The organism is Trinickia fusca (assembly GCF_003628145.1).
Lineage (GTDB): Bacteria > Pseudomonadota > Gammaproteobacteria > Burkholderiales > Burkholderiaceae > Trinickia > Trinickia fusca.
The window spans coordinates 803051-827732 of sequence record NZ_RBZV01000001.1 but is presented as its reverse complement, the minus strand read 5'-3'; the positions used below and the strand labels follow the sequence as shown (position 1 = coordinate 827732).

Sequence of the window (24682 nt, the reverse complement as noted above, 5' to 3'; positions counted from 1 at the left end):
GCTTGCGATCAGTCAGCCATGACGCCTGCCGCGTTCACCGCATGCGGTGCAGAAGATGAGCGGGGGCGAGGCAATAGCGGGCAAGCGCACGGCGCGCAACAGAAAGCGCAACCGAATACGTTGCCGGAATGGTGCACGGTGGGCTACGCGAAGCGTAGCAGGGGCGCATCTTCGCGGACGGCGGGAAACTATTCTAGGTGAGCGTGGGCGCATCTCCAAGCTAGGAGTCACGTGCACAACGTAGTCCGTGAAAAAAAATTTAAAAGGGTTTAGGATGAATTCGAGCGAGGTCGTTCCGGTATAACCTTCCGTAGACGACATCGAACGCAGACTTCGGCGAGGAGGTAGCATGGATATCTACAGCAGCTTCGCGAACCGCTTCGAAAAGACGCGAGAAGAAGAGCTCTCGCTGGAAGAATACCTCGCGCTCTGCAAAGACAATCCTGCCGCGTACGCTACGGCCAGTGAGCGCATGTTGACAGCCATCGGCGAACCCGAGCAGATCGACACGCGCAACGACCCTCGTTTATCGAGGATCTTCGCGAACAAGGTCATCAAGGTTTACCCCGCGTTCCGCGAGTTCTACGGAATGGAAGACGTGATCGAGCAAGTGGTCGCGTATTTCCGGCATGCGGCACAAGGGCTCGAAGAGAAAAAGCAAATTCTCTATTTGCTGGGCCCTGTCGGCGGCGGCAAGTCGTCGATCGCCGAACGCTTGAAGCAATTGATGGAGCGCGTGCCGTTCTATGCGATCAAGGGCTCGCCCGTCAACGAATCGCCGCTCGGGCTCTTCGATTACGATGAGGATGGCCCGATCCTCGAAGAGCAGTACGGCATACCACGGCGCTACCTGAAGAACATCCTGAGCCCGTGGGCCGTCAAGCGGCTGCACGAGTACAACGGCGACATCCGCAAATTCCGCGTCGTGCGCCGCTATCCGTCGATCCTGCGGCAGATCGGTATCGCGAAGACCGAGCCTGGCGACGAGAACAACCAGGACATCTCCTCGCTCGTCGGCAAGGTCGACATCCGCAAGCTCGAGCAATACGCGCAAGACGATGCCGATGCCTACAGCTATTCGGGCGGCCTGTGCCTGGCCAACCAGGGCCTGCTCGAGTTCGTGGAAATGTTCAAGGCCCCGATCAAAGTGCTGCACCCGCTGCTGACGGCCACGCAGGAAGGCAACTTCAAGGGCACCGAGGGCTTCGGCGCCATACCGTTCGACGGCATCATCCTCGCGCACTCGAACGAGTCGGAATGGAAGGCCTTCAAGAACAACCGCAACAACGAAGCGCTGCTCGACCGGATCTTCGTCGTGAAGGTGCCGTACTGCCTGCGCGTGTCCGAAGAAATCAAGATCTACGAGAAGCTGATCCGCAACTCGTCGCTTGCCCAGGCCGTTTGCGCGCCGGGCACGCTGAAGATGATGGCGCAGTTCTCGTCACTCACGCGCTTGCAGGAGCCCGAGAATTCGAATCTGTTCTCGAAGATGCAGGTCTATGACGGCGAGAACCTCAAGGACACCGATCCGAAAGCGAAGTCGTATCAGGAGTATCGCGACTTCGCCGGCGTCGATGAGGGCATGACCGGCGTCTCGACGCGCTTTGCGTTCAAGATCCTGTCGCGCGTGTTCAACTTCGACACGACCGAAGTGGCCGCGAACCCGGTGCACCTGATGTACGTGCTCGAGCAGCAAATCGAACGCGAACAGTTCCCGCCGGAAACCGAACAGAAGTACCTGTCGTTCGTGAAGGATCTGCTTGCCTCGCGCTACGCCGAGTTCATCGGCAAGGAGATCCAGACCGCATATCTCGAGTCGTACTCGGAGTATGGTCAAAACATTTTCGATCGGTACGTGACCTACGCCGACTTCTGGATCCAGGATCAGGAGTTCCGCGACCACGACACGGGCGAGAGCTTCGACCGTGCCGCGCTGAACGCCGAACTGGAGAAGATCGAGAAGCCTGCCGGAATCAGCAATCCGAAGGATTTCCGCAACGAGATCGTCAATTTCGTGTTGCGGGCTCGGGCGGCCAACGGTGGCAAGAATCCTGCGTGGATCAGCTACGAGAAGCTGCGCGTCGTGATCGAGAAGAAGATGTTCTCGAACACCGAAGAACTGCTGCCGGTCATTTCGTTCAACGCAAAGGGGTCGGCGGAAGAGCAGCGCAAGCACGAGGACTTCGTGAACAGGATGGTGTCTAAGGGGTACACGCCAAAACAAGTGCGCCTGTTGTGCGACTGGTACTTGCGCGTGCGCAAGTCGTCGTAAAGGAGGGGGCGCGCGCTCGCGCGGCAGCTTGCGTGCGGGCGCTTCGCGACGCGCGGTGTGCGCAGGCATCCCTCCTGCGCGAAGGCGCATCGTGTCGCTTTCGGGAATGACAAGCGGGAGAATGGATGTGCTTCACCAAATCATCGACCGCAGGCTGGCAGGTAAGAACAAGAGCATTGCGAATCGCGAGCGCTTCTTGCGCCGCGTAAAGGGCTACATTCGTCGTGCCGTTTCGGAAGCGGTGCGTGATCGCAGCATCAAGGATATTCAAAGCACGCAGAGCATCACGATTCCGCGCAAGGATATCTTCGAGCCGCAATTTCACCATGGCCCGGGTGGACGGCGTGAGATCGTCCATCCGGGCAATGAAGACTATGTCCGTGGCGACAAGATCCCGCGCCCGACGGGCGGAGGCGGCGGTGGAGGCAGCCAGGCCAGCAACGAGGGCGAGGGGCAGGACGATTTCGTCTTCGAACTGAGCCGCGAAGAGTTCATGCAGTACTTCTTCGACGACCTCGAATTGCCGCGGCTCGTCAAAACGCATCTGCTGGCCGTGCCGACGTGGAAGAGTGTCCGCGCGGGCTGGGCCGCTGAAGGCACCCCGAACAACATCGATGTCGTGCGCTCGCTGCGCAGCGCGCTCGGGCGGCGCATTGCGCTCGGCGCGCCGCTCGTGAACGAGTTGCACGAGCTCGAGATCCAGCTCGAAGCGCTCAAGCGCGACCCGGAAGACCGCTGCGAAGACATCAAGCATCTCGAGGAAGACATTCACCATTTGCGCGGGCGCATCTGGCGCATTCCGTTCATCGATCCGTTCGATCTGCGCTATATCAACCGCATCAAGCAGCCGCAGCCGTCGAGTCAGGCCGTCATGTTCTGCCTGATGGACGTGTCGGGTTCGATGGATGAGCAGCGCAAGGATCTGTCCAAGCGCTTTTTCATCCTGCTGTACCTGTTTCTGAAGCGCAACTACGAGAAGATCGAAGTGGTGTTCATCCGGCACCATACGCGCGCCGAGGAGGTCGACGAGGACACGTTCTTCCATTCGACGGAAAGCGGCGGTACGGTGGTGTCGAGCGCGCTCGAGCTCATGCGCAAGGTCATGGAAGAGCGCTATTCGCCCACTGAATGGAACATTTACGGCGCTCAGGCGTCGGATGGCGACAATTGGACTGACGATTCCCCCAAATGCCGGCGCATCCTGCAGGACGACATCCTGACAAAGACGCGTTATTTTGCCTATATTCAAGTCGCGCCCGAAGAACAAAATCTTTGGGTGGAATACGCACAGCTCGCGATGACGCAACCGCATCTCGCGATGAAGAAGGTTGATGCCGCCGCTGATATTTATCCTGTGTTCAGGGAGTTGTTCGAGAAACAGATAGCGGCATCATGACTACGAAACACCTGCATAATGAGTCGCGCGGGTACCAGCCCGAGCGGCGCCGAAGAGGCGCGCACGGCGGACACGATGCGCCGCGCGAACACGGCAAGCACGCCGACATCGAAACGCGAGGCCACACCGAAGCACCCGTTGAGGGGCAAAGGGATCTCCGTATGACCGTTGCCGACCGCAGGCCTCTGCCGTGGCCGTCCGATTGGACCTTCGAACTCATCGAAGAGTACGACACACACATTTCGCACGTCGCCGAGCAGTACGAACTCGACGTCTACCCGATCCAGCTCGAAGTCATCAGTGCAGAGCAGATGATGGATGCCTACGCGTCGGTCGGCATGCCCGTCAACTATCGACACTGGTCGTTCGGCAAGCATTTCCTGTCGACCGAGAAGAGCTACCGTCGCGGCCAGATGGGGCTGGCTTACGAGATCGTCATCAACTCGAACCCCTGCATCGCGTATCTGATGGAAGAGAACACGATGACGATGCAGGCGCTCGTGATCGCGCATGCGGCGTACGGCCACAACTCGTTCTTCAAGGGCAACTACCTGTTTCGCCTGTGGACCGATGCGCACGCGATCATCGACTACCTCGTCTACGGCAAGAATTACATCGCCGAGTGCGAAGAGCGCTATGGGCTCGATCGCGTCGAGGAGTTGCTGGATTCGTGCCATGCGTTGATGAATTACGGCGTCGATCGCTATAAGCGGCCGCAAAAGCTGTCGCTGGCCAAGGAGATGGTGCTGCGGCGCGAGCGCGAGGCGTATCTGCAATCGCAGGTCAACGAACTGTGGCGCACGCTGCCCTCGCACGAGCATCGCGCGGCGGAAGAGGAGGAGGGCCGTTTTCCGCCCGAGCCGCAGGAGAACCTGCTCTATTTCGCAGAAAAGAACGCACCGCTGCTCGAGCCCTGGGAGCGTGAAGTCATTCGCATCGTGCGCAAGATCGGGCAGTACTTCTACCCGCAGCGGCAGACGCAGGTCATGAACGAGGGCTGGGCCACGTTCTGGCATTACACGCTGCTCAACACCCTGTACAACCAGGGGCTGCTCGAAGACGGCTTCATGATGGAGTTCCTGCATTCGCACAGCAACGTCATCTATCAGCCGCCGGTCACGAAGCCTTACTACAGTGGCATGAATCCGTATGCGCTGGGCTTTTCGATGATGAGCGACCTGCGCCGCATCTGTGAATCACCCACCGATGAAGACCGCAGGTGGTTCCCCGAGATCGCGGGCTCGCCGTGGCTACAGACGATGCACTATGCGATGCGCAACTTCAAGGACGAGAGCTTCATCGCGCAGTACCTGTCGCCGCATCTGATCCGTGACATGCGGCTCTTTTCCGTGCTCGACGACGATACGCGCGACGCGCTCGAAGTGTCGGCGATCCATGACGAAAGCGGCTATCAGCACGTGCGTCAGTCCTTGTCGCGCCAGTACGACATGCACCATCGGGAGCCGAACATCCAGGTGTGGTCGGTCAACACGCGCGGCGACCGTAGCCTTACGCTGCGTCACTTCATGAGCGACAACCGGCACCTCTCGAGCGACAGCGAGGAAGTGCTCAAGCACATGGCTCGGCTTTGGCAGTTCGACGTGTATCTGGAAAGCGTCGACGAAGCGGGGACCGTCAGGAAGCGCTATGAGTGCCCTTACACGGCACCGATGTTGCGGCTCTGAGGTCTTCTCCGGGTCTTCTGCTCTGTAGTGCATGGCCGGCGGAACGCGCCGGCCATCTTTCCGCTTGACTCGGCATCCTCACCGGCCCACGCCTCACTATCAGATCACGTCGTGCAGTGACCACTCCATGTCACGACGAGGCTGCTGTTCGCCGGAGCGGCTATCGATTGAACCCATTTGCATGACTCATTGCTTGCCTGGCATTCCACACCCTCGGATACGGAGTGCATCATGGTTTCAGGCATGTCGGTATGGCGTCTGGTGGGCTCGATGCTGATCGCAGCGCTCGTGGGCGGGTGCGGCGGCAGTAGCAGCGATAGTGGGGGAGTCGCGCTTTCCGCCCAGAATTTTTCCGGTCTCAGCGACAGTGCAATTGCCGGACTCCTCGCGAGCACGCGCGGAGTCAATTACGTCGATGGCTTCGGTATGGATCAGCTCAACTGCTCCAGCTACGACCTCGCGCAAATACTGCCCGACGCGGCCCAGATTGCCGGCTCCCACGCGAAGTGGGTACGCGTGGAAGCGTCGATGACAGCGGTCAGCGGACTCACACAATATTCCAGCTGCCCCAGCAGTGCGCTGCGTGCCGACCCATATTCCGGTATCAGGAATCTCGACACCGTCATCCACAGCGCGGGCGCCCAGACGCTCCTCGTCGTGCTCGGCTATCACTATTCACCGAGTCTGCGCGCCCGGTATCTGCAATGGCTCCACGGTCTTCTTGCAGCGCTGCCCGACACCTATGCCTTCGAAATCGGCAACGAGGAAAATCTGGCCAACTCCACCGAAGGGTGGACCAACGGCGGCGACAGCTTTCCTTACGGCTGGAGCTTCAACGCCAGCGATTTCGCACAGAACGATCCAGTCGGCGTTTGCCCCACCGGCAAGGCGATGACCGAGTTTTCCACGGCCGTGGCGAGCTATGTTTCGTGGCTTGCCGACACCTATCGGGAAATCAAGTCGCTACGGCCTGATTCGGTGGTGATCCTGGGCGGCCTCTCGCAATGGCAGCCGAAGTGTTTCGTTCAGGAACTGGACCGCGACGATGCTGCCCGTTATGTCGACGCCGTCGCCTATCACCCTTATGGCGACAACCCCACCGACGCTGCGGCGTCCCTCGATCTGGTGTTGTCCACCTTCCGAAAATGGGGCAAACCGATCTGGCTGACCGAATTCGGGTTCACCACCGGTTGGGGCATCAACGTCACCGGCGAAGCGCAAAAGGCCCTTTACCTGACACAGACCTACGATCTGCTACGGCAGAAGCTCGCTCCCACTGGCCTTGCCGGCCCCATCATCTACTACACCGCCCGCGACACGCCGATGACCACGGCGCAATGGGCCGCGAACTGCACGCCAGCAGTCTGCCTGCCATCGCACGGCGACGACGACCCCGCGCAAATCCCCGGCACCCACTATGACGTGAGCGGGGCAGGGCTTTATGAGTGGCTGAACGGAGTAGCGATCCACCTGCCTGCGTACGCAGCGTTTGCTGACTTGCCGTAACGTAATAGCTCAACAAGGGCGAGGCCTCGCGCACATTCCGATCAAGCGTCGCCTGATGCCCCGTGCGGCCGTGCCGCCGCGCGCGCGAGCAGCACGCGCACTTCGTCGTCGGAGGTTTGGTCGAAATCGTCATAGTGTTGACCGACGCTGAAAAATAGCGCGGGCTGTGCGACGGCGATAAACGCGTCGGCGACACCATGAAAATCGGCTTCCGCACCGGCCGGTGCGACCGGCAGCGCCACGACGATCCGTGCAGGATGGAGCGCGCGCAAGGAACGGACGGCCGCTTGCATCGACGCGCCTGTGGCCATGCCGTCGTCGACGAGGATGACCGTCCGGCCCGCCACGACAAGCGGCGGTAGTTCGCCGCGATACAGCGTTTCGCGCCGCGCGAGTTCTGCTTGTTCGTAGGCGAGCACGGCGTCGAACTGCGCTTGGGTGACGTGCGCTGCGCGCACCGTGTGCTCGTCGACGTAGCGTGCGCCGCCAGGCGCGATCGCGCCCATCGCCAGTTCGGGCTGGGTCGGCACGCCGAGCTTGCGCACGGGCAGCACGTCGAGCTCGGCATCGAGCGCCATCGCCACTTCGAAGGCGACGGGTACGCCGCCGCGTGGCAGGGCGAGCACGACCGTGTTCGCGCCGGCTTCGCCGCGCAGGCATTCGGCGAGAAGACGCCCCGCCTCGACTCGGTCATGAAACAGTGAGTGAAACATGGTCGTCGCCAATCAATTCGGATCAGGCGGGCCTGGGCGGCGGTTGGCTATAACGCATCGTGAAAGATGATGCCGACGGTATGCCGGTGCCCCGAGCGCACGCGGCTCACGCCATGCCGCAAATTGACGCGGTAAGGGCCGCGCGTGCCTTGCACGGGCCGCTGGCTGACGGCGAATACGACGGCATCGCCTTGCGTGAGCGGCACGACCTCGGCGCGCGACTGCATGCGAGGGCGCTGCTCCGTCAACACGAACTCGCCGCCCGTGAAGTCACGTCCGGGCTGCGACAGCAAGATTGCCACTTGCAGCGGAAACACATGCTCGCCGTACAGGTCCTGATGCAGGCAATTGTAGTCGTCCTGACCGTATTGGAGGATCAGCGGAGTGGGGCGCAATTGGCCCGCCTGGTGGCAGCGGCGCACGAATGCCTCATGCGTAGGCGGATAGCGGGTATCGAGGCCCATCGCGCGATTCCAGCGGATGGCGATCGGCGCGAGATGGGGGTAGATCGTGGAGCGTAATGCGCCGATGAGTCGAGGCAACGGGTAGGAAAAATACTTGTATTCGCCGCGGCCGAAGCCATGCCGGCTCATCACGACGCGGCTGCGGTAACGGTCTTCGTCCGTGTAGCACGCGGCCAATTCGTCGCACTGAGAGGGCGAAAGCAGTCCCGGCAAGACAGCGTAGCCGTATTGATCGAGTGCTTGCTCGGCGTCGAGCCAATCGTATGCGCCGACGCGGGCGACGGCCGTGTCGACCGATGCCAATGCCAGTGCACCATCGGTCGCGGGGGGCGCATCGGCGCGCGCGAGACTACTCACTATGGACTCCTGTTTGTGGGTGGGGATTGTCTTTCGACTGTAATGGAATGCTTGCCGGGGAACACTCCGCGGCTTGCTGTTTCATTCCTCCGCGCTCGGGCGGCGTGTTTCGTCTGATCAGGCTTTGTAGCCGATCTGCTTCAGGAAATCCTTGCGTACCTGAACGTCTTCGTCGGTTTCTATGCCGAGCGGCGGCATGCCGTCGACGACGCCCAATATGCCGCGGCCTTGCCCCGTTTCGCCGATGACGACTTCAAGCGGATTGGCCGTCGCGCAGAAGATCCGACAGACCTCCGGCACGGCTTGGATGGTCTTCAACACGTTGACCGGAAAGAAGCCCTCGGCCAGAAACACGATGAAGCTATGGCCCGCGCCGATCGCGAGCGCGTTCTTGCAGGCTAGCTCGATGAGATCGGTATCGGTGCCGGAGCGGCGGACAAGGCGCTTGCCCGAGGCCTCGCAAAATGCCAGGCCGAATTTGATGCCGGGCACGGCGCTGACCAACGCTTCGTGAATATCGTCGACCGATTTGATGAAGTGCGTCTGGCCGAGGATGAGGTTCAAGTTTGCCGGGTTGTCGATGGGTACGGTAAGCAGTTGCAGCATGGTGGACCTCTCTGTAGGGCGTCGTGCTCGCGCGTGGTGCGAGCGCAGTCGGTTCGCGGTATCGCCGTTTTAGCGTAGTGCGAAGAGGTCCTTCGGGAAAGGTCGAGGAGACGATCAGCTTATTCAACTACTCGAGATTGTGCTTGGCGATGAATTGATCGCCCGATTCAATTTTCTTGATCGATCGTCTTGGGCGGCTTCGGACGATGGCTTGACCGTATAGGTTTGTCTGTGGCTCGAGGTGTCGCCAATGGGACCAAGATGATGGCGCTGCATGAGTTGGTGTCCGATGCCGCACGCTATCTGCCGACGTTAGCCGAGAAGCGTAGTGCATATTCCGTGTCGTCGACTGTTATTTCGATTGCATTGCGGATCGAGGGGGACTGTATAGAGCCAGAAATGGCGGCTGGCACATAAAAGCCAGACCGATCCGTATATATTATCAAACGCATTTAAAAAGTGAGCGCTTGCAGCTTATAAGGCTGCGTGATAAAGTTTCCTCTCTTAAAAAAATAGCAAACAAATTCCGAGGTGGGCCGTGTCGCGCAACCAATTAGCCATTCTGTTTTCCAGATTACGCTGGGAGGCATCATTCATTGCTGGATGGATGCGTGGTGCAATTTTACCAGTTGGGTGGCTCTTAGCTGCTCTCCAGGAGAGGACCGGGTCGAACTATCGCGCTGATTCGACCGGGGTCTCCTTGTCCTTGATGAAATCAGGTGCTACCTCTGTCTTGCGGGTCGGCACGTGTGCCTCTCGGATTTTTTTCATCTTCCGGATTTTTGTTCCCGCAGATAAGCGCCGAGTATTGCACCTAATGGATCTTCTGAATTCGCGCGGGCTCGCGTTTCGCTAGAGATTAGGCCCCCCTGATCCATATCGTTATACACATCTTTTTGCCTATTTTTTGGGTGTGGACTAGGAATCCCTTGCAAAATGGGCCCCCAGACTACGAGGGGTTTCCAGAGCGTTGAACAATACGTGGGCATGTGGGCCAGGCTTACAAGCTCTGGAATTTGATTTTTTCGACTTTTTTAAATTACACAAATCATGTCTCCGATGACGTTGCGTCATAGTGAGACTTGCGAGTCGCCAAGCATTTAAGGCAGCGAAGCTGGCGAGAATAAAATTGCAATGCAGTAATTGGCGCGCCATTTTGATAAAAATTCCCGATCTATCAGGGGAAGGCGAGGCCGGTTGATTCGGAAGTATTTTTCGCACGCGGATTTTTGTCGCGCGACGGGATATGCAAGAGCACTGCAGCGAAAGTCGAAATTTCAGACGGCTTGCCACCTTTTGACGCGCGCTTGGCAAGGCACAACGAAATCGCGGCTACCCATTTCAATCCATCCTCTAAAAACTACTAGAGACTCGTCATGGACGACACCGGATATCACTATCTGATTGATGCCCACGTTAAGCATCCAACTCTTCTGTTGGATGCCTCCAGGCTGAAGAACATATTTGCTGAGGCTTTGGAGGGCTTCAGTGTCCTCAATTTTGTCGATCACAAGTTCGGGGAGGGCGGCGGTGTCACCGGCCTATTTTTGCTGGCCGAGTCCCATTGTTCTTATCACACGTATCCGGAGTCGGCTTATATCGCGATCGACGTCTTCACTTGCGGGAGAGAGCCCTCGGAGATCGTTCCCAAGCTGATCGACTCACTCGATTGCGAACACCACGTCATTCGCTATCAGCGGCGAGGCACGTGCGCCATTCCTCGAGCATTACACGGGGAGCCCCAGGCGCATTGCGTGGAGGTCTGAGCGATGTCCGCCCTGAAGCGTTGGTCCAACGACGGCGGATGCGGATGCACTTGCGTCGATCGGATCGCCAACCAGCCAGGCTGCATCCACAGGCACAACGAGACGATCCGGCACGCCGGGGGTGCCCGCCTCTCGCCGCATTGCGCTGTGCGGAGGCCCCCACGATTGATGGCCGAACATGAACTCGCATTCCTCCAGTACGCACTGTCGAAAAGGGCTGACCATGTGGCAAGTTGAATCAATCGCGGAATTCCTCGAGACTGCGGCCCGCAGCGCAAGCCTGCACTCAATGGTCTTGGAGCCGGGTGCCGCCCAACTGGAGGAAGTGAATGGCCGCCTCGCTGGCTTCTACTCGTCCAGCGGCCGAGGGTACCTGAACTCGGTCGAGCATCATGCGCTCGACGCGCGGCTGGGCGTAAGCCAGCGCAGCAAGATCGTGACTGTGAGAGACCGCACCGGCCAATTGGTGTCGACAGTGCGCCTCACACCGCATCCGTTCGAAAGCGAGGGGCTGGTGCCACCCGAGGCAGATGCCGGCGCTTTCAGTGGGCATTTTGAGTTGAGCCGCTTAGTTTCCTGGTATGGCGGCGAATTTCGCACCCTACCCACGGCGCTTGCGCTTGGCATCGCTTTGTTGCAAGCACGGTCGATGGGCGCGCGCGGCTTGGTGGCGCTCGCCCGCACGCCACAACGACGTGTATTCGCGAAGTTCGGCCTAAAACCCACCCATATGTCGCCACTGAAGGTTCCCATCCGTGAGGACGGCGACTACTGGTTCCTGGAAGCGCCGATTGCGTCGGTTGTGGATGCCGCGCATGCCTACACCGAGCAATTGCAGAGCACCGTCCCCTTGCTTGCCCCTTCTTCTACTTTTTGAGAAGCAAATCACATGATCGACATCGACCAACAGTTCGCGATACTGGAGCAACGCATCAGCGGCACCTGGGCCGAGATTCTCGACAACTCGCCGTTGGCCCGGTCAATCCGGACCGGTGAGTTCTCGAAGGAGCTGTACATGATTTACATGCTCGAGACGTATCACTATACGTCGCACAACGCGCGCAATCAGGCACTGGCCGGCGTTGCCCATCCTGAGAATCCGGTCTACATGAAGTTCTGCTTCGACCACGCGGCAGACGAGGCCGGCCACGAGATGATGGCGCTGCACGACCTGCGCTCGCTTGGCCACGTTGATGACGATCTGACGCTGCCGGCACCGCTCCCGTCGACGGAAACGCTCATCGCCTACCTTTACTGGGCTTCGAAGAACGGCAATCCGTTCCGCCGATTGGGCTACAGCTTCTGGGCAGAGAGTTCCTACCAGTACATCAACCCGCTGGTCGGCAAGGTCAAGGAAAAGCTTGGATTGAAAGACAGCCAGTTGACCTTTTTTGTCGCGCACTCGGCAATCGACGAGGAACATGCCAAGGAGGTTTGCAACGTCATCGAGCGAGTGGCCAAGAGTCAATCGGACTGGGACGCCATCGGTGAAACCGCGGAAGTGAGTCTGCGTCTGACCGGTCGCATGCTCGACGAGGTGCACGCGGAATACCAGAAGCTCGTAGCTGGCTTGCCCAGCCGCTATGCGTCCGTGCGCGACGCGCTCTTTCCGACTCGCTGAGCACGGCCGTGGCAGCGTATTTCAAGCACCTCAACTACACGCTCGGCGACGAAGATGCGCAGACCGAGATGGACATGCTCGCGGAGGCAAGCGAGCATGTCTTCGCGATTGCCGATTGCGGTAGCCGCATTGTCCCGCTGCTGGCCCGCGCGCCGCGCAAGCTGACCTGCGTCGATATCAGCCCCGATCAGTTGGCTGTTACGCGCTTGCGCATCGCGCTCCTGCGGCAGGTCGACCGGGACGTCTACTGCCAGTTCCTGGGATACACCCAGGGGATGACGCCGCAGGCGCGGCGAACGCTGTTCGCCGGCCTGGATCTGGAAAGTCCGCATCGCACCGTGCTCGAGGAAATGTTCCATCGGATCCACTGGGGCCCGCTCGTGTATGAGGGGAAATTCGAGCGCATGCTGATCACGCTGTCGAAGGTCACCCGCGCAGCGTTGGGTAGCGCCTGCGACCGACTGTTCGAGCAAGGCGATGTCCAGGCACAGGCAGCCTATTTCCGGCGCGGCTTCCCGCGTCTTCGTTGGAAGCTTGTGTTGACGCTGCTGGGCAACTCGACGGCGCTCAACTCGCTGCTGTACAAGGGCGATTTCCCCGAGAAGAACATCCCCAAGAGCTACCTGCGTATCTACTCGGAGATATTCGAACGTCTGCTGACACAGTTCCCGGCACGTTCGAGCTTCTTCCTCCAGTTGATCTTCCTCGGTGCCATCCGGTTCGAGCAAGGTTTGCCCGTCGAATGCCGCCCCGATGTCTATGCGCGCGCGCAGGCGGGACTGAAGGAGTGCGACGTACATTTCGTCGAGGGCGACGTGATGGGGGCGTTCGGCGTGACCGGTGGCGATATCGACTACCTGTCGCTGTCCGATGTCCCGTCTTTTCTGCCTGATGAGGCGGCCGTACGTTGCCTGCAACTGGCCCGTCCTTATATGCGCAAGGGCGGGCTGGCCGTCATCCGCGGCCATGTGCGCCTCGTTCAGCCGCTACTGGAAGGGTTCAAGGACGACTCGCTCCGCTTTGCCGACGTCGTGTCCCGCGAAACCACCGGCCTGTGGCACATCGATGCCTTCCAGGCCATCTAACCGTACTGGATTGCCATCAATGAGTGCAGATTCGCAACAGAACTACCCGACCACGGAGCAGCACCGCGTGAAGCGAATTGCCTACCGAGCTTCGTATGCGCCCGAGGTCGTTCACGCGATCCTCGACGCGGGTTACGTCTGCCACATCTCCTTCGTTGACGCCGGCCTGCCACAAATCATTCCGATGACCTATTGGCGCAACGGGGAGCACGTCTACTTCCATTCCGCCGCGCGCGGACGGTTCGCCGATGCCTGTGCATCCGGCCCCGTTGCACTGTCGGTGACGCTGATGGATGGGCTCGTCCTGGGCCACAGCCCGATCAATCACTCGGTAAATTTCAGATCCGTCATCGTCCACGGCCAACCCGAAGTAATCCACGGCCGCGAGGAGAAGCGCGCCGCCATGCGCGAGTTCTTCCGCCGGACGCTTCCCGGCCGCTGGGAAACGCTGCGCAACGTCCGCGAAGACGAGCTCGACTCGATGACCGTGTTTCGGCTGTCGCTAGAGCAGGTGGCAGCGAAGGTGCGAAACGAGTTTCCGGACCAGGAGGATCACATGCCGGAAACCCCGGTATGGACCGGCATCCTGCCATGCTCGACGGTCTTCCGATCGCCGGTAGCCGATGGCCGGTTTCCGGCAGAGCCGCTACCGGATCATCTGAGGGAATTCTCGGGCAAGCCGGAATTCCTGGATCGCGTTGACGGGACGCGATGAAGTCTGCACCGCTTGTCGGGCCGGCTTGCCTCCGGTAACAAACCGATACGTTTTTGTCTGCGGTTGAACCGTCGTGCCTCGTGCGCCTGGGAAAACTACCCCGGCACCCGATGGCCGGCGGCTCTATGCCGTTTCCCGCGGAAATTGACTACTCAGCAACGTGACGGTAGCGACCATAGAAGTGTATAACACGCTCTAGTCAAATCATGCGTAATCGACGCTTATTCCTCTTCATCGGCACTGCGCTTGCTTTTTTGTTTATTTATATTGCGCAGCATCTTTATCAGACTGTATTGCGATTGCCGAACCCAATCGTTCTTCTGGATCTCGAATTTGGCTGGACCCCGACAAGTCAATCGTTTAAATTTTTTGGCGACAAGTTGATTGAAAAATCAAAAAATCCGGTCGACTTTAGCGTGAAGGATGAGAAATTTGACGATTCTGTCATTTGGAATGGCAAAGCCTCAAATTTTGATTATTTTTTGAAGGAAACTAATACCCGAGCATTCCTGATTGTTCAAGATGGCAGGATTGCCTACGAAACATATTCGAATGGATACAATCGGGCATCAAAATTTGCATCTTACTCAGTAGCAAAATCCTTCGTTGCTACGTTGATCGGGGCAGCTCTGTCGGAGGGGAAGATTCGTTCGTTAGACGACCCGATCGGAGACTATCTTGCCCTGAATGATGTGCCGGCACAGTACCGCAATGTAACGGTTGGACAGCTGTTGTCCATGCGATCAGGGATAGACGTCGATGAGCGATACGACTCAGCCTTGTCGCCCGTTGTGCAGATGTATCTGACTACAGACTTGAATTACTTTATATCCAACGTGTCAGGATTTCGATATCCTGCTGGTCAGCGATTTGAGTATCGAAGCATCGACACGCTTATTTTGGCAAAGGTTTTGACCCGTGCTACAGGCGTGTCGCTTGCTGAGTATATCAAACAGAAGATTTGGAATCCGCTTGGAGCGAGTGATGACGCGACATGGAGTGTTGACAGTCGCGAGCATGACGTCGAGAAGGCATTTTGCTGCCTTAATGCAACCGCGCGCGATTTTGCCAAAATCGGGACTCTTTACCTCGCGCAAGGGATGGTAAGTGGCAACCGTATTGTCAGCAAATCATGGACTCTCGTTCCAGCTACACGACCCAATCGATCGGCGACTATAGTATACAGCGATGGCTGGTGGCTCCCGCCGGGCAATGTGCGTGACGGAGATTTTTCAGCAATCGGCATTTACGGACAGTACGTGTACGTAAATCCATTGACTCAAACGATAATCGTCAAACTCAGCGAATACGGTGTCGAACAAGATGAGATTGCTACTTTGCTGACTTTGCGGCACATCGCCCACTCGGTTTCCGGCGTGCGGTAGTTCGCGCGGATAGCTGGATGGTCGTCGTCGATCGCTCGGCCGCTGCAAAACAGCGACAGCAACTGTGCCTTCCCCGGGATGCGGGGAGGGCACAGAGAGGCATGGGGCGGTTTCGTTCTAGCGCCTATGCCTCAAGGCGACGTCGAACTAGATGCAGGAATTGAAACCAAGCTCGTCCGGCAGGTCGTCCGGGCCGGGCGACTGCACCTGGGCACCGATCAGTTTATTCAATCGCTCGAGATTGTGCCTGGCGATGAATTGATCGCTCGATTCAATTTTCTCGATGAGGGATTTCAGGTCTTCCGGCATTTCGAATCTCCATGGTTGGCCAATTACGGCGTTCATTGAATGACGATTGAAGCGATGCAATGTCGGATGACGAGGTCATCTTCATGTTGCCCATGAAACATCGGCCGTCTCGACGGCCCACGCCAACGATGCAAGAAGGCGGTGGCCGGATGCAGTCAAGCCGGAGCTGCCGCTCAAAGCGCGCTTTATCTGGTCGAACCATTCGAGGTACCGCTTGATGCGCGGCATGTCGCTCACCAGATCGGCGCCATGGTGAAATGCTTCGTGATAGTAGAGAAGCATGTTGCCGATCGCATGTACGGCAAACAATGTGCGCTCGGTATTTCGACGCTGCCCTTTGATCGGCGAATAGTATTCGTTCGTGTCTCCCTTGTGAGTCAGTGGGACGAACAGCCCGTAAAGCATCAAATGTTGATGGGCGTTTTCGTGAACGAAGAGTTCGCCCTGCAGGGATGCCGATGTGCCTTCCGACAGATAGATCAACCCGGGGCGCGAGCAAGCGCTGCTCGATCGGGCGGCCTCTCCGGCGACGGGGCGCTGTAGCAGTGCCCCACACGAAACCGGCCGATTCCATGACGCATAGCTTGGCGCGAACTGATCGACGAAGGTCAGGCCGGCTAAATCGTCCTGTTCGGCGCGCGTGCCAGTGCGATTGGACACGCATGCATGCGAACGACTTTCACATAGAGACCAGAGCCGATCGTCTTGAGCCGCTTCGGACGATGGCTTGAGCGCATAGGTTTGTGTGTGGCCCAAGGTGTCGCCAATGGGACCAAAGATGATAGCGCTGGATAGGGCGGTTTCCGATGTCGCGCGCCATCGGCCAGCGTCAAACGAGAAGCGCAGCACGTATTGCGTGTCGTTGATCGTTATTTCGATTGCATCGTGCAACGTGGCGATGTGCGTCCTTCCTGATACTTCGAACACATACCCATCGATAAAGAGGCGGGTGGGCTGCTCGAAGATGGCGTCGAACCGGAGTTGTCTGCCAACCGCGGCCAGCGCGAGCGCCGATTGGGCCGCGGCTCGTACGGTGTGGCCCCGCTTCAATGCCTCGAGCACCAGCCCGCATTCCGGCCGCCAAGCGTTGCCGCGTCGCTGCAGGCCGCTGTCCAGCACTTCGAACCGGCACCCAGGTGTGACATTCGTGCGCTCGAGCGCAGCGCGGACTTGCGCATGGATCGCGTCGAGATAAGCGGACGCAAGAGCGCCCGCGAGCGATGCTCCCACGCTTCCGGCTGGCGTCGCAAAAGCCTCGACGACATCAGCGCTATCGAACGTGCTCACGCGTGTGCTATCCCCAAGCGCTGAAAGATCGCCATGGCCGGAACACCGGAGCGGATCAACGATGCGCCGATCGCGCTGTAGAGCTCCTGTAGGGCGCCGCAGTACAGAGAGGGGTTGCCGAAGCCGTTCTGCGACGCATACCGATTGATCAATCGTCCTCCCTTGCAGCATGCCCACCATTCGCAGCCGCGGCAGCCAGCGGGGATCGTCTGCGACGCGGCTGTCAGCTCGGCCCAGACAGGGGAGGAGAGCACGTCGCCGAGGCCATGCGTACGGACGTTGAGCCCCATCGACGAAAATCGCAGATGCGTGGTGCGCAACGTGTCCTCCGGGCCCAGCTCCCCATTCGACGAAACGGACACGATATGTCGAAGATCCTGATGACGCGCCAAAGCGCGCTGTGCGCGGTCGTCGTCGAGCAAGACCTGCAGGACTTCGGAGAACAGACGCACGCGAATCGTCGCGTCGTCGTCGCGAAGCCATTCGGCGAGGGCACCCATGAGGAAATTCGTGACGCCGGCGATCGCTTCATCGTCGGGGGCTGTGTCGTGGGTGAAATCGGGAGTGAGGAGGCTGATCGATTTCAGCTCGAGGTCATCGACGAAATGTCGGTACACGCGAGCGCCATCGATTTTGCCGTCGGCCACGCAGATGACGCCAGGCTGCCTGAGCCTGCCGGCGTCGGCGGCAGCCTGAAGTGCCTTCAGGCCGCGCACGGTCGCGTCGTAGCTGCTGTTGCCGGCCATATCGAGACGATGCGCGTCGTTGATATCGCGCGGTCCGTCCAGGCTCACGCCCACTTTTACGCCGTACTCGCAAAACAGGGCGACCCACTCGTCGTCGATCAACGTCGCGTTGGTTTGCAAACGGATGTCGAATCGCAAATCGACGTGCTCTTGTGCGCGTAACGCACGGCACATCTCGGCGAACCGCGATTTCTTGATGAGCAGAGGCTCGCCGCCATGAAAAATGATGCTGACATGACGGATACCGTATTGCCGGGAGGCGTCGACCGCAAAGCGTAAAACGTCTTGAAACACCTCGACGCTCGCGGTGGGCGGATGCTGCTTCCATGTCTCGTCGCCAGCATGGAAGAAGTAGCAATAGTCGCAGTTCAGATTGCAACGTTCGCTGAGCTTGAAGACAATTTCTAGCTGCATTTCGAGCGGAGGCGTTTCGTAAGCGCGCGGAAGATCGATTGGTGCGGGCGCAGGATTGGCTGGAAACGCGATGGCAGTATCCATGTTCGCTCTGTCTGCGATGAGATGGGCGAAGGATATTTCGCGCGCCGTTTTAGCACTATGCGTGGATCTCGTAGATAGTGCTCGTGTTCAGGAGAGAGGTGCTACGGAGATAAAGCGAACCTGGCTGACAGTGTTGGTGCGCCGCGTTGTTGATGAGTCCGATTGGTGACGAGGTGCATCGGTCGCGCCGAGGCCTGTCTGGCCGGGTAGACCGCCTATGATCTCTGGCAGACACCCCCGAAGAGTAGTGGGCTTCACGTCGAGCGTGCCCCGGCCGAGCCTAGCCATTGACGATCGATGAGGCGTACAACCGCAAAAGGACGGAGCGCCGTAGGCAGAATGGACAAGCAAGCTGTAGTGCAGCACATTCATGTCGATACTGCGAGCAAGTTAAATCCTGTTCGCATATCGACGCAGGACTTCGTACCCCAAGTTCGGCCGCGTCTTCAAACGCTTCATAGTGAAAATGCCAGGGCGACATGCATGACTCACGCGGAGGCGCCCCATTTTTCAGGAGCAAAAAGAGATGATGAACGGACTGGGTCATGTGACCGACAGGCCAACGGATGCGTCTGAGGGCAATGAGCAGACGACATCGGCAAGTACGACGCATGCGAGTACGTCTTTGGCGCGAGGAGCTTTCACTGAGCTGAATCCGAGTTCCAGCACGTCTCAGGCTTCGTCCGCCGCTGCTCACAACCAGATACGGCGTAATTCCGCTCCGCTGCTTCATGGGACGACCGAGCAGAAAGTCAATACGATATCGAATTGGTACAGAGAGAAGAGTGGAAATGATCTGCACCCGAATTTAAAAAACACTTTGGCATTTCTTTTGGATAGCAACGAAGAAATAACCTGCGACGATTCGGAATCTTTTCTCAAAAAATTGAAGGCAGATGACAACGAGCTACGCCCGCATGTATGGAACGAAGCCGGCAAAGAAATTGCGATCCCCGGAATACTTTCCGGAAGGAAGAAATTGGCCAATTGGGACATACCAAATGCAACTCCGCACCGAGTCCCTGCTGATTTGATCCCCGCAACGCACACGGAATTGGCCCATGTTACAGCCAATTCAAGCGTTATGAATCAAAAAGAGTTGGAAGTGAATCGCAGCCCAGGAGAATTCGGATATGGGTTCTATCTCACGACCGGTCACGAAACAGAGCCGCAAGGTAAAATTAGTAAAAAATGGGGATCACCCGAAAAACCATTTCGAGATGTTCTTCGATTTAGAATACCAAATAATATGCTCGGAAGGGCCGTTGGTGGAAACGAAGATCTAAAGAATTTTATGCTTCATACGATGCAGAACAGCAATGGTTACCCGGCGGGCATGAGCGAGGAGGAGGCCATCGAAAAGATGAATCAAATCAATGTCGGGGGGCATGTACTGATTTTTCCGGACGATAAAGATAAACCGGTAAAAATTGACGAAAAAACCGAGATGTCGTGGCACCAGTATTCTGAACATAACGCGGGGGCCAGCAGTCACTTCCTCGTTATTGGGCCTCAGCGGCCGCCTGAATTGAATGGAGTGCGGCAGATTGCGATGCGCAATTCGGCGGGGGCGCAACTTATTAACCAGCTTCCACGCTCGCTGCAGAGGATGCCGGAGCAACACTGAGTGAACGACTGAATCGCTCGGATACACCTGCTCACGTTCATCGAACATGAGCGGGGAGCGTCCATGCTTTGATTTTCAGGTATCAGCATGAGCAAGATCGGGCCGAGATGGTTGGGGCGCCGCACATGAAGCATGCGAGAGGCTCGCACTGAGATATCGATCGTTCCTGTGCCGGTGGCCCCAGCATCCCTCGCAGCGGCCAACCGGGTGTGATGTTCTCACTGAGTGTGTGCCTGCCGTGGTGGTTGAAAGACATATGATTTGACATAACATGAATTATCAACGGTTTTGATGTTAGAGCTATATGCAAATGTCGTGTTCTGGCTATTTAGAAATGTCGCGTTTTGACCTCGGTATGCTTGGCAGCTCCCTGCGGGACAACGGAGCCGGCCATGCATTCGACTGCACTGGTGACATTGAACATGCGAGAACTCGACCGCTTGAAGGTGATCCAGGCCGTGGCGGACGGCAAGCTCAAGCCGTGGCGCGCGGCTGAGCGCCTCGGGCTGACGACACGGCAGATTCGCCGGCTGGTCGGTCAACTGCGTGAGCACGGGCCACAAGGTCTCGTGTCGCGTCGGCGCTCGAAGCCCAGCAGCAATCTCGCTACGCCGATCGAATCGTCATCAGCCGGCCGCCAAGGCCGGCAACTCTACTATCTGGGACGAAGACGCCGAATCACGGCCCAACAGGACGCCTCAACAACACCGACAAGCACCGCGCAAACGGCAAACGCCAGCAAAAAAGCGATCACCTCAATATCGTCCGTGTTCTCCAACTGGACGGCGCCAATCATCCTCAAAGACCAACGGATGAAGTCATCCAAAAAGTCAGGCATCTCCCCCGGAAGCCGCGCGATAGCTGCTGCTATCTCCCAACCACCTATGAGAGCAACCAGAACCGCCACAAGAATAAAAAGTCCTTTCTTCATTTGACCTCGACGGTGCCGTAAGCCTTATCCAGTGAACGAACAAGCGATGGTCGAAGGACGACTGATGCCGTGGCGGGCGGCTGAGCGGCTTGGGCCGGCTTCATCTACGATCGCAGCTTCGAAGCCCACGACGGCCACATCTGGGAAGTGATGTTCGTCGATATGTCACAGAAGGCCCAGCACTGCCTCGCGGAGTGCCTGGGCCAATGTGGGCGATAACGTCGATCGTTGGACGTCCGACTATGCCTCACCCATTGAAACCTTGATGGTGTCCAGAAACTCCTCAGTACCCCGGGCAAGCAACTGCGGCGAAGGCGCATCGATAATGACCCAGCCCAGGCGCGACCCCTGCCCGGCCATCTCGCCCAGCTGCTCTCCCTTGCGATGCTCGAGCACGATTTCGCGCAAAGTGGGCGGTTGTGCCGCGTCGAACGAGTATTCCCGTGGATGCCGTTTGCTCTCCGGAAAATAGTTGATCTCGACACCCTCATGAGGATGGTCGATACCCTGCAAGATGCCGGGTTCATGCCGTAGCCAGGTCTGCTTCGTATAGCGTAGCGGCAAGGGATAACTGGCCTCCCTTCCCATGACGGAAGCCAGCACGGACTCCTCGATCAACTTCCCGGTAGAAAGCTGATACAGGGCAAAGATCCCGTCACCAGGAGGCCGCGCCGCGATTTCGATCAGGCGTATTTCGCCGCTTTGCGTGATGCGGTATTCCGCATGCGACGTCCCGTACTGAAAGCCCATGCCTTCGTGAACGCGACGGTTGATGTCATACGCTTTTTCGATCAATGCAGGCTCAAAACCGACCGCCGGAATGTTGTATCCCATTTCCATGTGATACCCATTCGAGTACAGATTGTCCTCCTCCGTGAGGCTCTGGAAGACGATCTCCCCGTCGCTCACGATCGTCTCGATCGAAAAGTCGCTACCCACCACGTACTCTTCGAAATTGAGCCGCTCGTCCGGTTCGAAACTCGACAAGGCGACAAGGGCCTCCGCCTCGCTGTTGACCCGAATGACACCGCTTCCGCCATGACGGTTGGTCGCTTTCAGCATCGAAGGATACGGGCATCCCTGCGGGAGGCCTTCACGCTGGGTAATGTACCGATAGGCCGGGCTCCATTGCTCGAAGTACGCGCGCTGCAACGCCTTGTTGCTCGCTATCGTGCAAGCCTTGATTCCCGGCCCCTTCAGCTTCAGATAGTCGATGGCGATCGCGCTGCTGTAAGTGAATTCCTCGATGGTATTCAGCGCACCTTGGAGGAGATAGCTTTCCTCCCAACCCTTGCAAGTGGCAAGAATGGTCGGCAAATCTTCACCGTCGCAGAACACGGCCTCCACCATACCGGGCTCCCAGCCTGCGTCATTGCGAAGAGACTCGCTTCCCGGAAGATCGATCACCAGGACCTTCATGCCCATCTTGATGAGCAAAGGGATGAAATGGTGGTAAAGCGACCGCGTGTACCCGCCGAATAGAATGAATGCCTGGTTACGCATGGCAGGCTCCCTCGTCGTGAGAATTGTGGAAGCGGGCTAGGAGACGGCCATAGATCTTCCCTTCCCCGATGACGACCGCGCTGCCTCCCAGCTCGACGGCTCCTGCGTCCTGCAGGTGGGGGACGACTTTAACGTTGAGCACACTCTTCCTTCCCATGTAAGCTCCTTGATGTATGCGCCACTCGGATATATCTCGAAGATCGTAGGACTGACTGAGGAAGCTTCCCAGCGCCGCGGCAGCGGCTCCGGTCGCCGCATCTTCCGGCTGCCCGAACGCGGGAGCAAACATCCGCACGTGCACCTCGCGTCGATCGTGATCGACGACAAACGGATAGACCTGGGCGGCATCGCGCCCCGCAAGGAGCGCCTGCCATGCCTCCATGTTGAGGGTGCAAGCCGCAAGATAATCCCGGTTCGCCAAGGGGATCATCGTAAAGGGAACGCCACAGGACACTGCGGCCGGCTTCAACACATCTGCTCGCACCGCTTCGACGGGAAGGCACAAAAGTTTCGCGAGCGCAGCGATCGAGGGGACGTCATAGTCCACGGTCGCGGCTCGCGCTTTCAGTGTCGCGAAATATGACTGATCCTCAAGCCGGGTTACCTTCACCGGCACGTTGCCCACCCCTTCCTCAAACACGAGCTCGAGGGGCTGGGTCGCATTGTCATGGCTCCCGAACCCGGCGATGACGACCGCGGTTCCTATCGTCGGGTGCCCGGCAAAGGGAAGCTCCTTCGACGGGGTGAAGATACGCACGGTATGTGTGGCCTTCCCTTCGTTTGGAGAAAACACGAACGACGTCTCGGAAAGATTCAACTCGCGGGCGATGAGCTGCATCTCTTCCGCCGTGAGGCCGTCAGCGCTCGGGAACACGGCCAAGGGATTACCCCCGAACGGTTCCGAGGTGAAGACGTCAGCAAGGATGTATGGATAGTTCATTGCGCATCCCTTCTAAACAGTGGCGCCAACCGGGCAGGCGCAAAGATCATCAGTAGAAGCAGCATGTGAACGAGCGCGATGCCGTACGCGAACACCTCCAGTGCGGCGGAAATACTGGTTTTGTCCGCCACCACCCCCATCATGATGCTGGGGGCCGCAAATCCGAAATAGGCAAAGAGAAAGTAGCCTGAAACGGAGCGCGCCTTTTCGGAACCCGAACGCTCGACGATATGCGTGAGTCCTCCGAGATAGGTGAACCCATAACAGGCCGCGCCCGCTACGGAAGCGCCCACCAATAGCCATGGCACGTTGCCCGCGCTGGCGCCACGAATCATGATCAAGTAGCCGAGCGGGATCAGCAGCGCGCCAATCGCGAGATTGATCCCGGGGCTGAGCTTGCGGGCCATTGGCTGGCACACGATGCCGACGACGTTGACCAGAAAGAGCGCAGGACCTGCCCAACTGGCCAGCTGATGCTTCGCCAGCTGCGCGGGCAGCAATGCGATCACGAGGCCCGAAACGCTCCAGGCCGCGCAAATGCCGAGATACGGCGCCGCACTTCCTGGAAGAAATTTCGGCAGGCGGGTCAGCGCGCTGTCCTTGTTTCTGACCGTTGCCGGTGCGAACGGCATGGCGACCAATACAATCGCCATCGCGATCATGGCAACCACGAAACTCAAAGGCAAAGACGTATCGAGCAGCATGAGGCTGACCGTCGTGAAAAGCGCTCCACCGCCGAAGCCCAGCGATGAAGCCAAGGCGACGTGGGCGGAAACGGTCTTCTCGGCTCCCGGGCGCTGCTCGCTGAGATAGGCCGTCACGGTGCCCATGCCGAGACCGACTCCCATGCCCTGAAGCACTCGCGCAACGAAGAGACACCCCATCGAGGGAAAGACCGACATCAGAATAGTCGCGGCCAGGGAGCCGAGTAACGCCAGCATCACGACCGGCTTGCGGCCGAGGCGATCAGACGCACCAGCAAATAACAGCAGGATCGGAACGAGTCCTCCTACATAGGCGGCGAACGCAAGGGCCGAAATGGTGTGGCTCGCCCCGCTGATTTCAGCGTAGTGCTGGTAAAGAGGCACCTGCAAGTTCACGGCGCCTGTCACCAGCAGCAGGCTGGAAAGGGTCAGCCAGTACATGGGTCGGGCCTGGGTGTCGACAGTGCTCTTCTTGGTGATCATCAAACCTCTCGTCTTCATTCAGGAAGGAATACCGCTCTTGGATTCGATAGATGCAATCTCGCCGTTCGCGTCGCGAGGGGCGA

General features: G+C 58.5%; 20 protein-coding genes and 1 pseudogene. 12 read left to right on the top strand and 9 right to left on the bottom strand.

Annotated features, from left to right (window positions below; all coding sequences use genetic code 11):
• The first annotated feature begins 349 nt into the window (after positions 1-349).
• The 4 genes from D7S89_RS03395 to D7S89_RS03380 all read left to right on the top strand — a co-directional run bounded on the left by D7S89_RS03395 (position 350) and on the right by D7S89_RS03380 (position 6859).
• Complete coding sequence (locus tag D7S89_RS03395) at positions 350-2272, top strand: PrkA family serine protein kinase (RefSeq protein ID WP_121275568.1); 1923 nt, start codon at positions 350-352, stop codon at positions 2270-2272.
• Positions 2273-2399: 127 nt separating this feature from the next.
• Positions 2400-3668 carry a YeaH/YhbH family protein gene (locus D7S89_RS03390; RefSeq protein ID WP_121276060.1) on the top strand — a complete coding sequence of 423 codons (1269 nt, stop codon included), beginning with the start codon at positions 2400-2402 and terminating at the stop codon, positions 3666-3668.
• Positions 3665-5353 carry a SpoVR family protein gene (locus D7S89_RS03385; protein WP_121275566.1) on the top strand — a complete coding sequence of 563 codons (1689 nt, stop codon included), beginning with the start codon at positions 3665-3667 and terminating at the stop codon, positions 5351-5353. The genes D7S89_RS03390 and D7S89_RS03385 overlap by 4 nt, the downstream gene beginning before the upstream one ends.
• Before the next feature lie 231 nt (positions 5354-5584).
• Entirely contained in the window at positions 5585-6859 is a 1275-nt protein-coding gene (locus tag D7S89_RS03380; protein WP_121275565.1) for a glycosyl hydrolase, read from the top strand.
• Between the two features lie 41 nt (positions 6860-6900).
• On the opposite strand, the gene D7S89_RS03375 is transcribed toward D7S89_RS03380, so the two are convergent.
• The 3 genes from D7S89_RS03375 to D7S89_RS03365 form a co-directional block, all read right to left on the bottom strand.
• Positions 6901-7572 carry a phosphoribosyltransferase gene (locus D7S89_RS03375; RefSeq protein WP_121275564.1) on the bottom strand — a complete coding sequence of 224 codons (672 nt, stop codon included), beginning with the start codon at positions 7570-7572 and terminating at the stop codon, positions 6901-6903.
• Between the two features lie 47 nt (positions 7573-7619).
• Positions 7620-8345 carry a 2OG-Fe(II) oxygenase gene (locus D7S89_RS03370; protein WP_121276059.1) on the bottom strand — a complete coding sequence of 242 codons (726 nt, stop codon included), beginning with the start codon at positions 8343-8345 and terminating at the stop codon, positions 7620-7622.
• Between the two features lie 165 nt (positions 8346-8510).
• Positions 8511-8999 (bottom strand): adenosine-specific kinase, encoded by a 489-nt coding sequence (locus D7S89_RS03365; protein WP_121275562.1) that lies wholly within the window; start codon positions 8997-8999, stop codon positions 8511-8513.
• A 1376-nt stretch (positions 9000-10375) separates the two neighbouring features.
• On the opposite strand from D7S89_RS03365, the gene speD reads away from it, so the two are divergent.
• From speD to D7S89_RS03335, 6 genes are all read left to right on the top strand, one after another.
• Entirely contained in the window at positions 10376-10765 is a 390-nt protein-coding gene (gene speD, locus D7S89_RS03360) for an adenosylmethionine decarboxylase (protein WP_121275560.1), read from the top strand.
• Positions 10766-10943: 178 nt separating this feature from the next.
• Positions 10944-11642, top strand: a complete 699-nt coding sequence (locus D7S89_RS03355; protein ID WP_245982642.1) for a hypothetical protein — start codon at positions 10944-10946, stop codon at positions 11640-11642.
• Positions 11643-11654: 12 nt separating this feature from the next.
• A complete protein-coding gene (locus tag D7S89_RS03350; protein ID WP_121275557.1) occupies positions 11655-12386 on the top strand; it encodes an iron-containing redox enzyme family protein in 732 nt (243 codons plus the stop codon).
• Positions 12387-12394: 8 nt separating this feature from the next.
• On the top strand, positions 12395-13471 hold the full coding sequence (locus tag D7S89_RS03345) for a DUF3419 family protein (protein WP_121275556.1): 1077 nt from the start codon (positions 12395-12397) through the stop codon (positions 13469-13471).
• A 19-nt stretch (positions 13472-13490) separates the two neighbouring features.
• The gene (locus tag D7S89_RS03340) at positions 13491-14186 is read left to right on the top strand and encodes a pyridoxamine 5'-phosphate oxidase family protein (protein WP_121275554.1); all 696 of its coding nucleotides are present in this window, start codon (positions 13491-13493) and stop codon (positions 14184-14186) included.
• Positions 14187-14392: 206 nt separating this feature from the next.
• Positions 14393-15571 (top strand): serine hydrolase domain-containing protein, encoded by a 1179-nt coding sequence (locus tag D7S89_RS03335; RefSeq protein ID WP_121275552.1) that lies wholly within the window; start codon positions 14393-14395, stop codon positions 15569-15571.
• Between the two features lie 147 nt (positions 15572-15718).
• Here the strand turns inward: D7S89_RS03335 and D7S89_RS27345 are convergent, their stop codons facing one another.
• The 3 genes from D7S89_RS27345 to D7S89_RS03325 all read right to left on the bottom strand — a co-directional run bounded on the left by D7S89_RS27345 (position 15719) and on the right by D7S89_RS03325 (position 18411).
• Positions 15719-15880: a hypothetical protein gene (locus D7S89_RS27345; RefSeq protein ID WP_183085085.1), complete on the bottom strand. Its 162-nt coding sequence runs from the start codon at positions 15878-15880 to the stop codon at positions 15719-15721.
• An 81-nt stretch (positions 15881-15961) separates the two neighbouring features.
• Entirely contained in the window at positions 15962-17167 is a 1206-nt protein-coding gene (locus tag D7S89_RS03330) for an aKG-HExxH-type peptide beta-hydroxylase (RefSeq protein WP_183085084.1), read from the bottom strand.
• Positions 17164-18411 carry a radical SAM protein gene (locus tag D7S89_RS03325; protein ID WP_121275550.1) on the bottom strand — a complete coding sequence of 416 codons (1248 nt, stop codon included), beginning with the start codon at positions 18409-18411 and terminating at the stop codon, positions 17164-17166. Before D7S89_RS03325 ends, D7S89_RS03330 begins: the two co-directional genes overlap by 4 nt.
• 526 nt (positions 18412-18937) lie before the next feature.
• Here D7S89_RS03325 and D7S89_RS27095 point away from each other — a divergent pair.
• Entirely contained in the window at positions 18938-20038 is a 1101-nt protein-coding gene (locus D7S89_RS27095) for a hypothetical protein (protein ID WP_147426586.1), read from the top strand.
• A 392-nt stretch (positions 20039-20430) separates the two neighbouring features.
• Positions 20431-20640 (top strand): annotated as a pseudogene (locus D7S89_RS03315) (helix-turn-helix domain-containing protein); the annotation flags it as partial.
• A gap of 569 nt (positions 20641-21209) precedes the next feature.
• On the opposite strand, the gene D7S89_RS03310 reads toward D7S89_RS03315, so the two are convergent.
• The 3 genes from D7S89_RS03310 to D7S89_RS03300 are packed head-to-tail and all read right to left on the bottom strand — an operon-like array spanning position 21210 to position 24599.
• Positions 21210-22472 (bottom strand): ATP-grasp domain-containing protein, encoded by a 1263-nt coding sequence (locus D7S89_RS03310; RefSeq protein WP_121275546.1) that lies wholly within the window; start codon positions 22470-22472, stop codon positions 21210-21212.
• Positions 22465-23412, bottom strand: a complete 948-nt coding sequence (locus D7S89_RS03305; protein WP_121275544.1) for a PhzF family phenazine biosynthesis protein — start codon at positions 23410-23412, stop codon at positions 22465-22467. The genes D7S89_RS03310 and D7S89_RS03305 overlap by 8 nt, the downstream gene beginning before the upstream one ends.
• Positions 23409-24599, bottom strand: coding sequence for an MFS transporter (locus D7S89_RS03300; RefSeq protein WP_183085083.1), 1191 nt, complete (start codon positions 24597-24599; stop codon positions 23409-23411). Before D7S89_RS03300 ends, D7S89_RS03305 begins: the two co-directional genes overlap by 4 nt.
• Between the last annotated feature and the right edge of the window lie 83 nt (positions 24600-24682).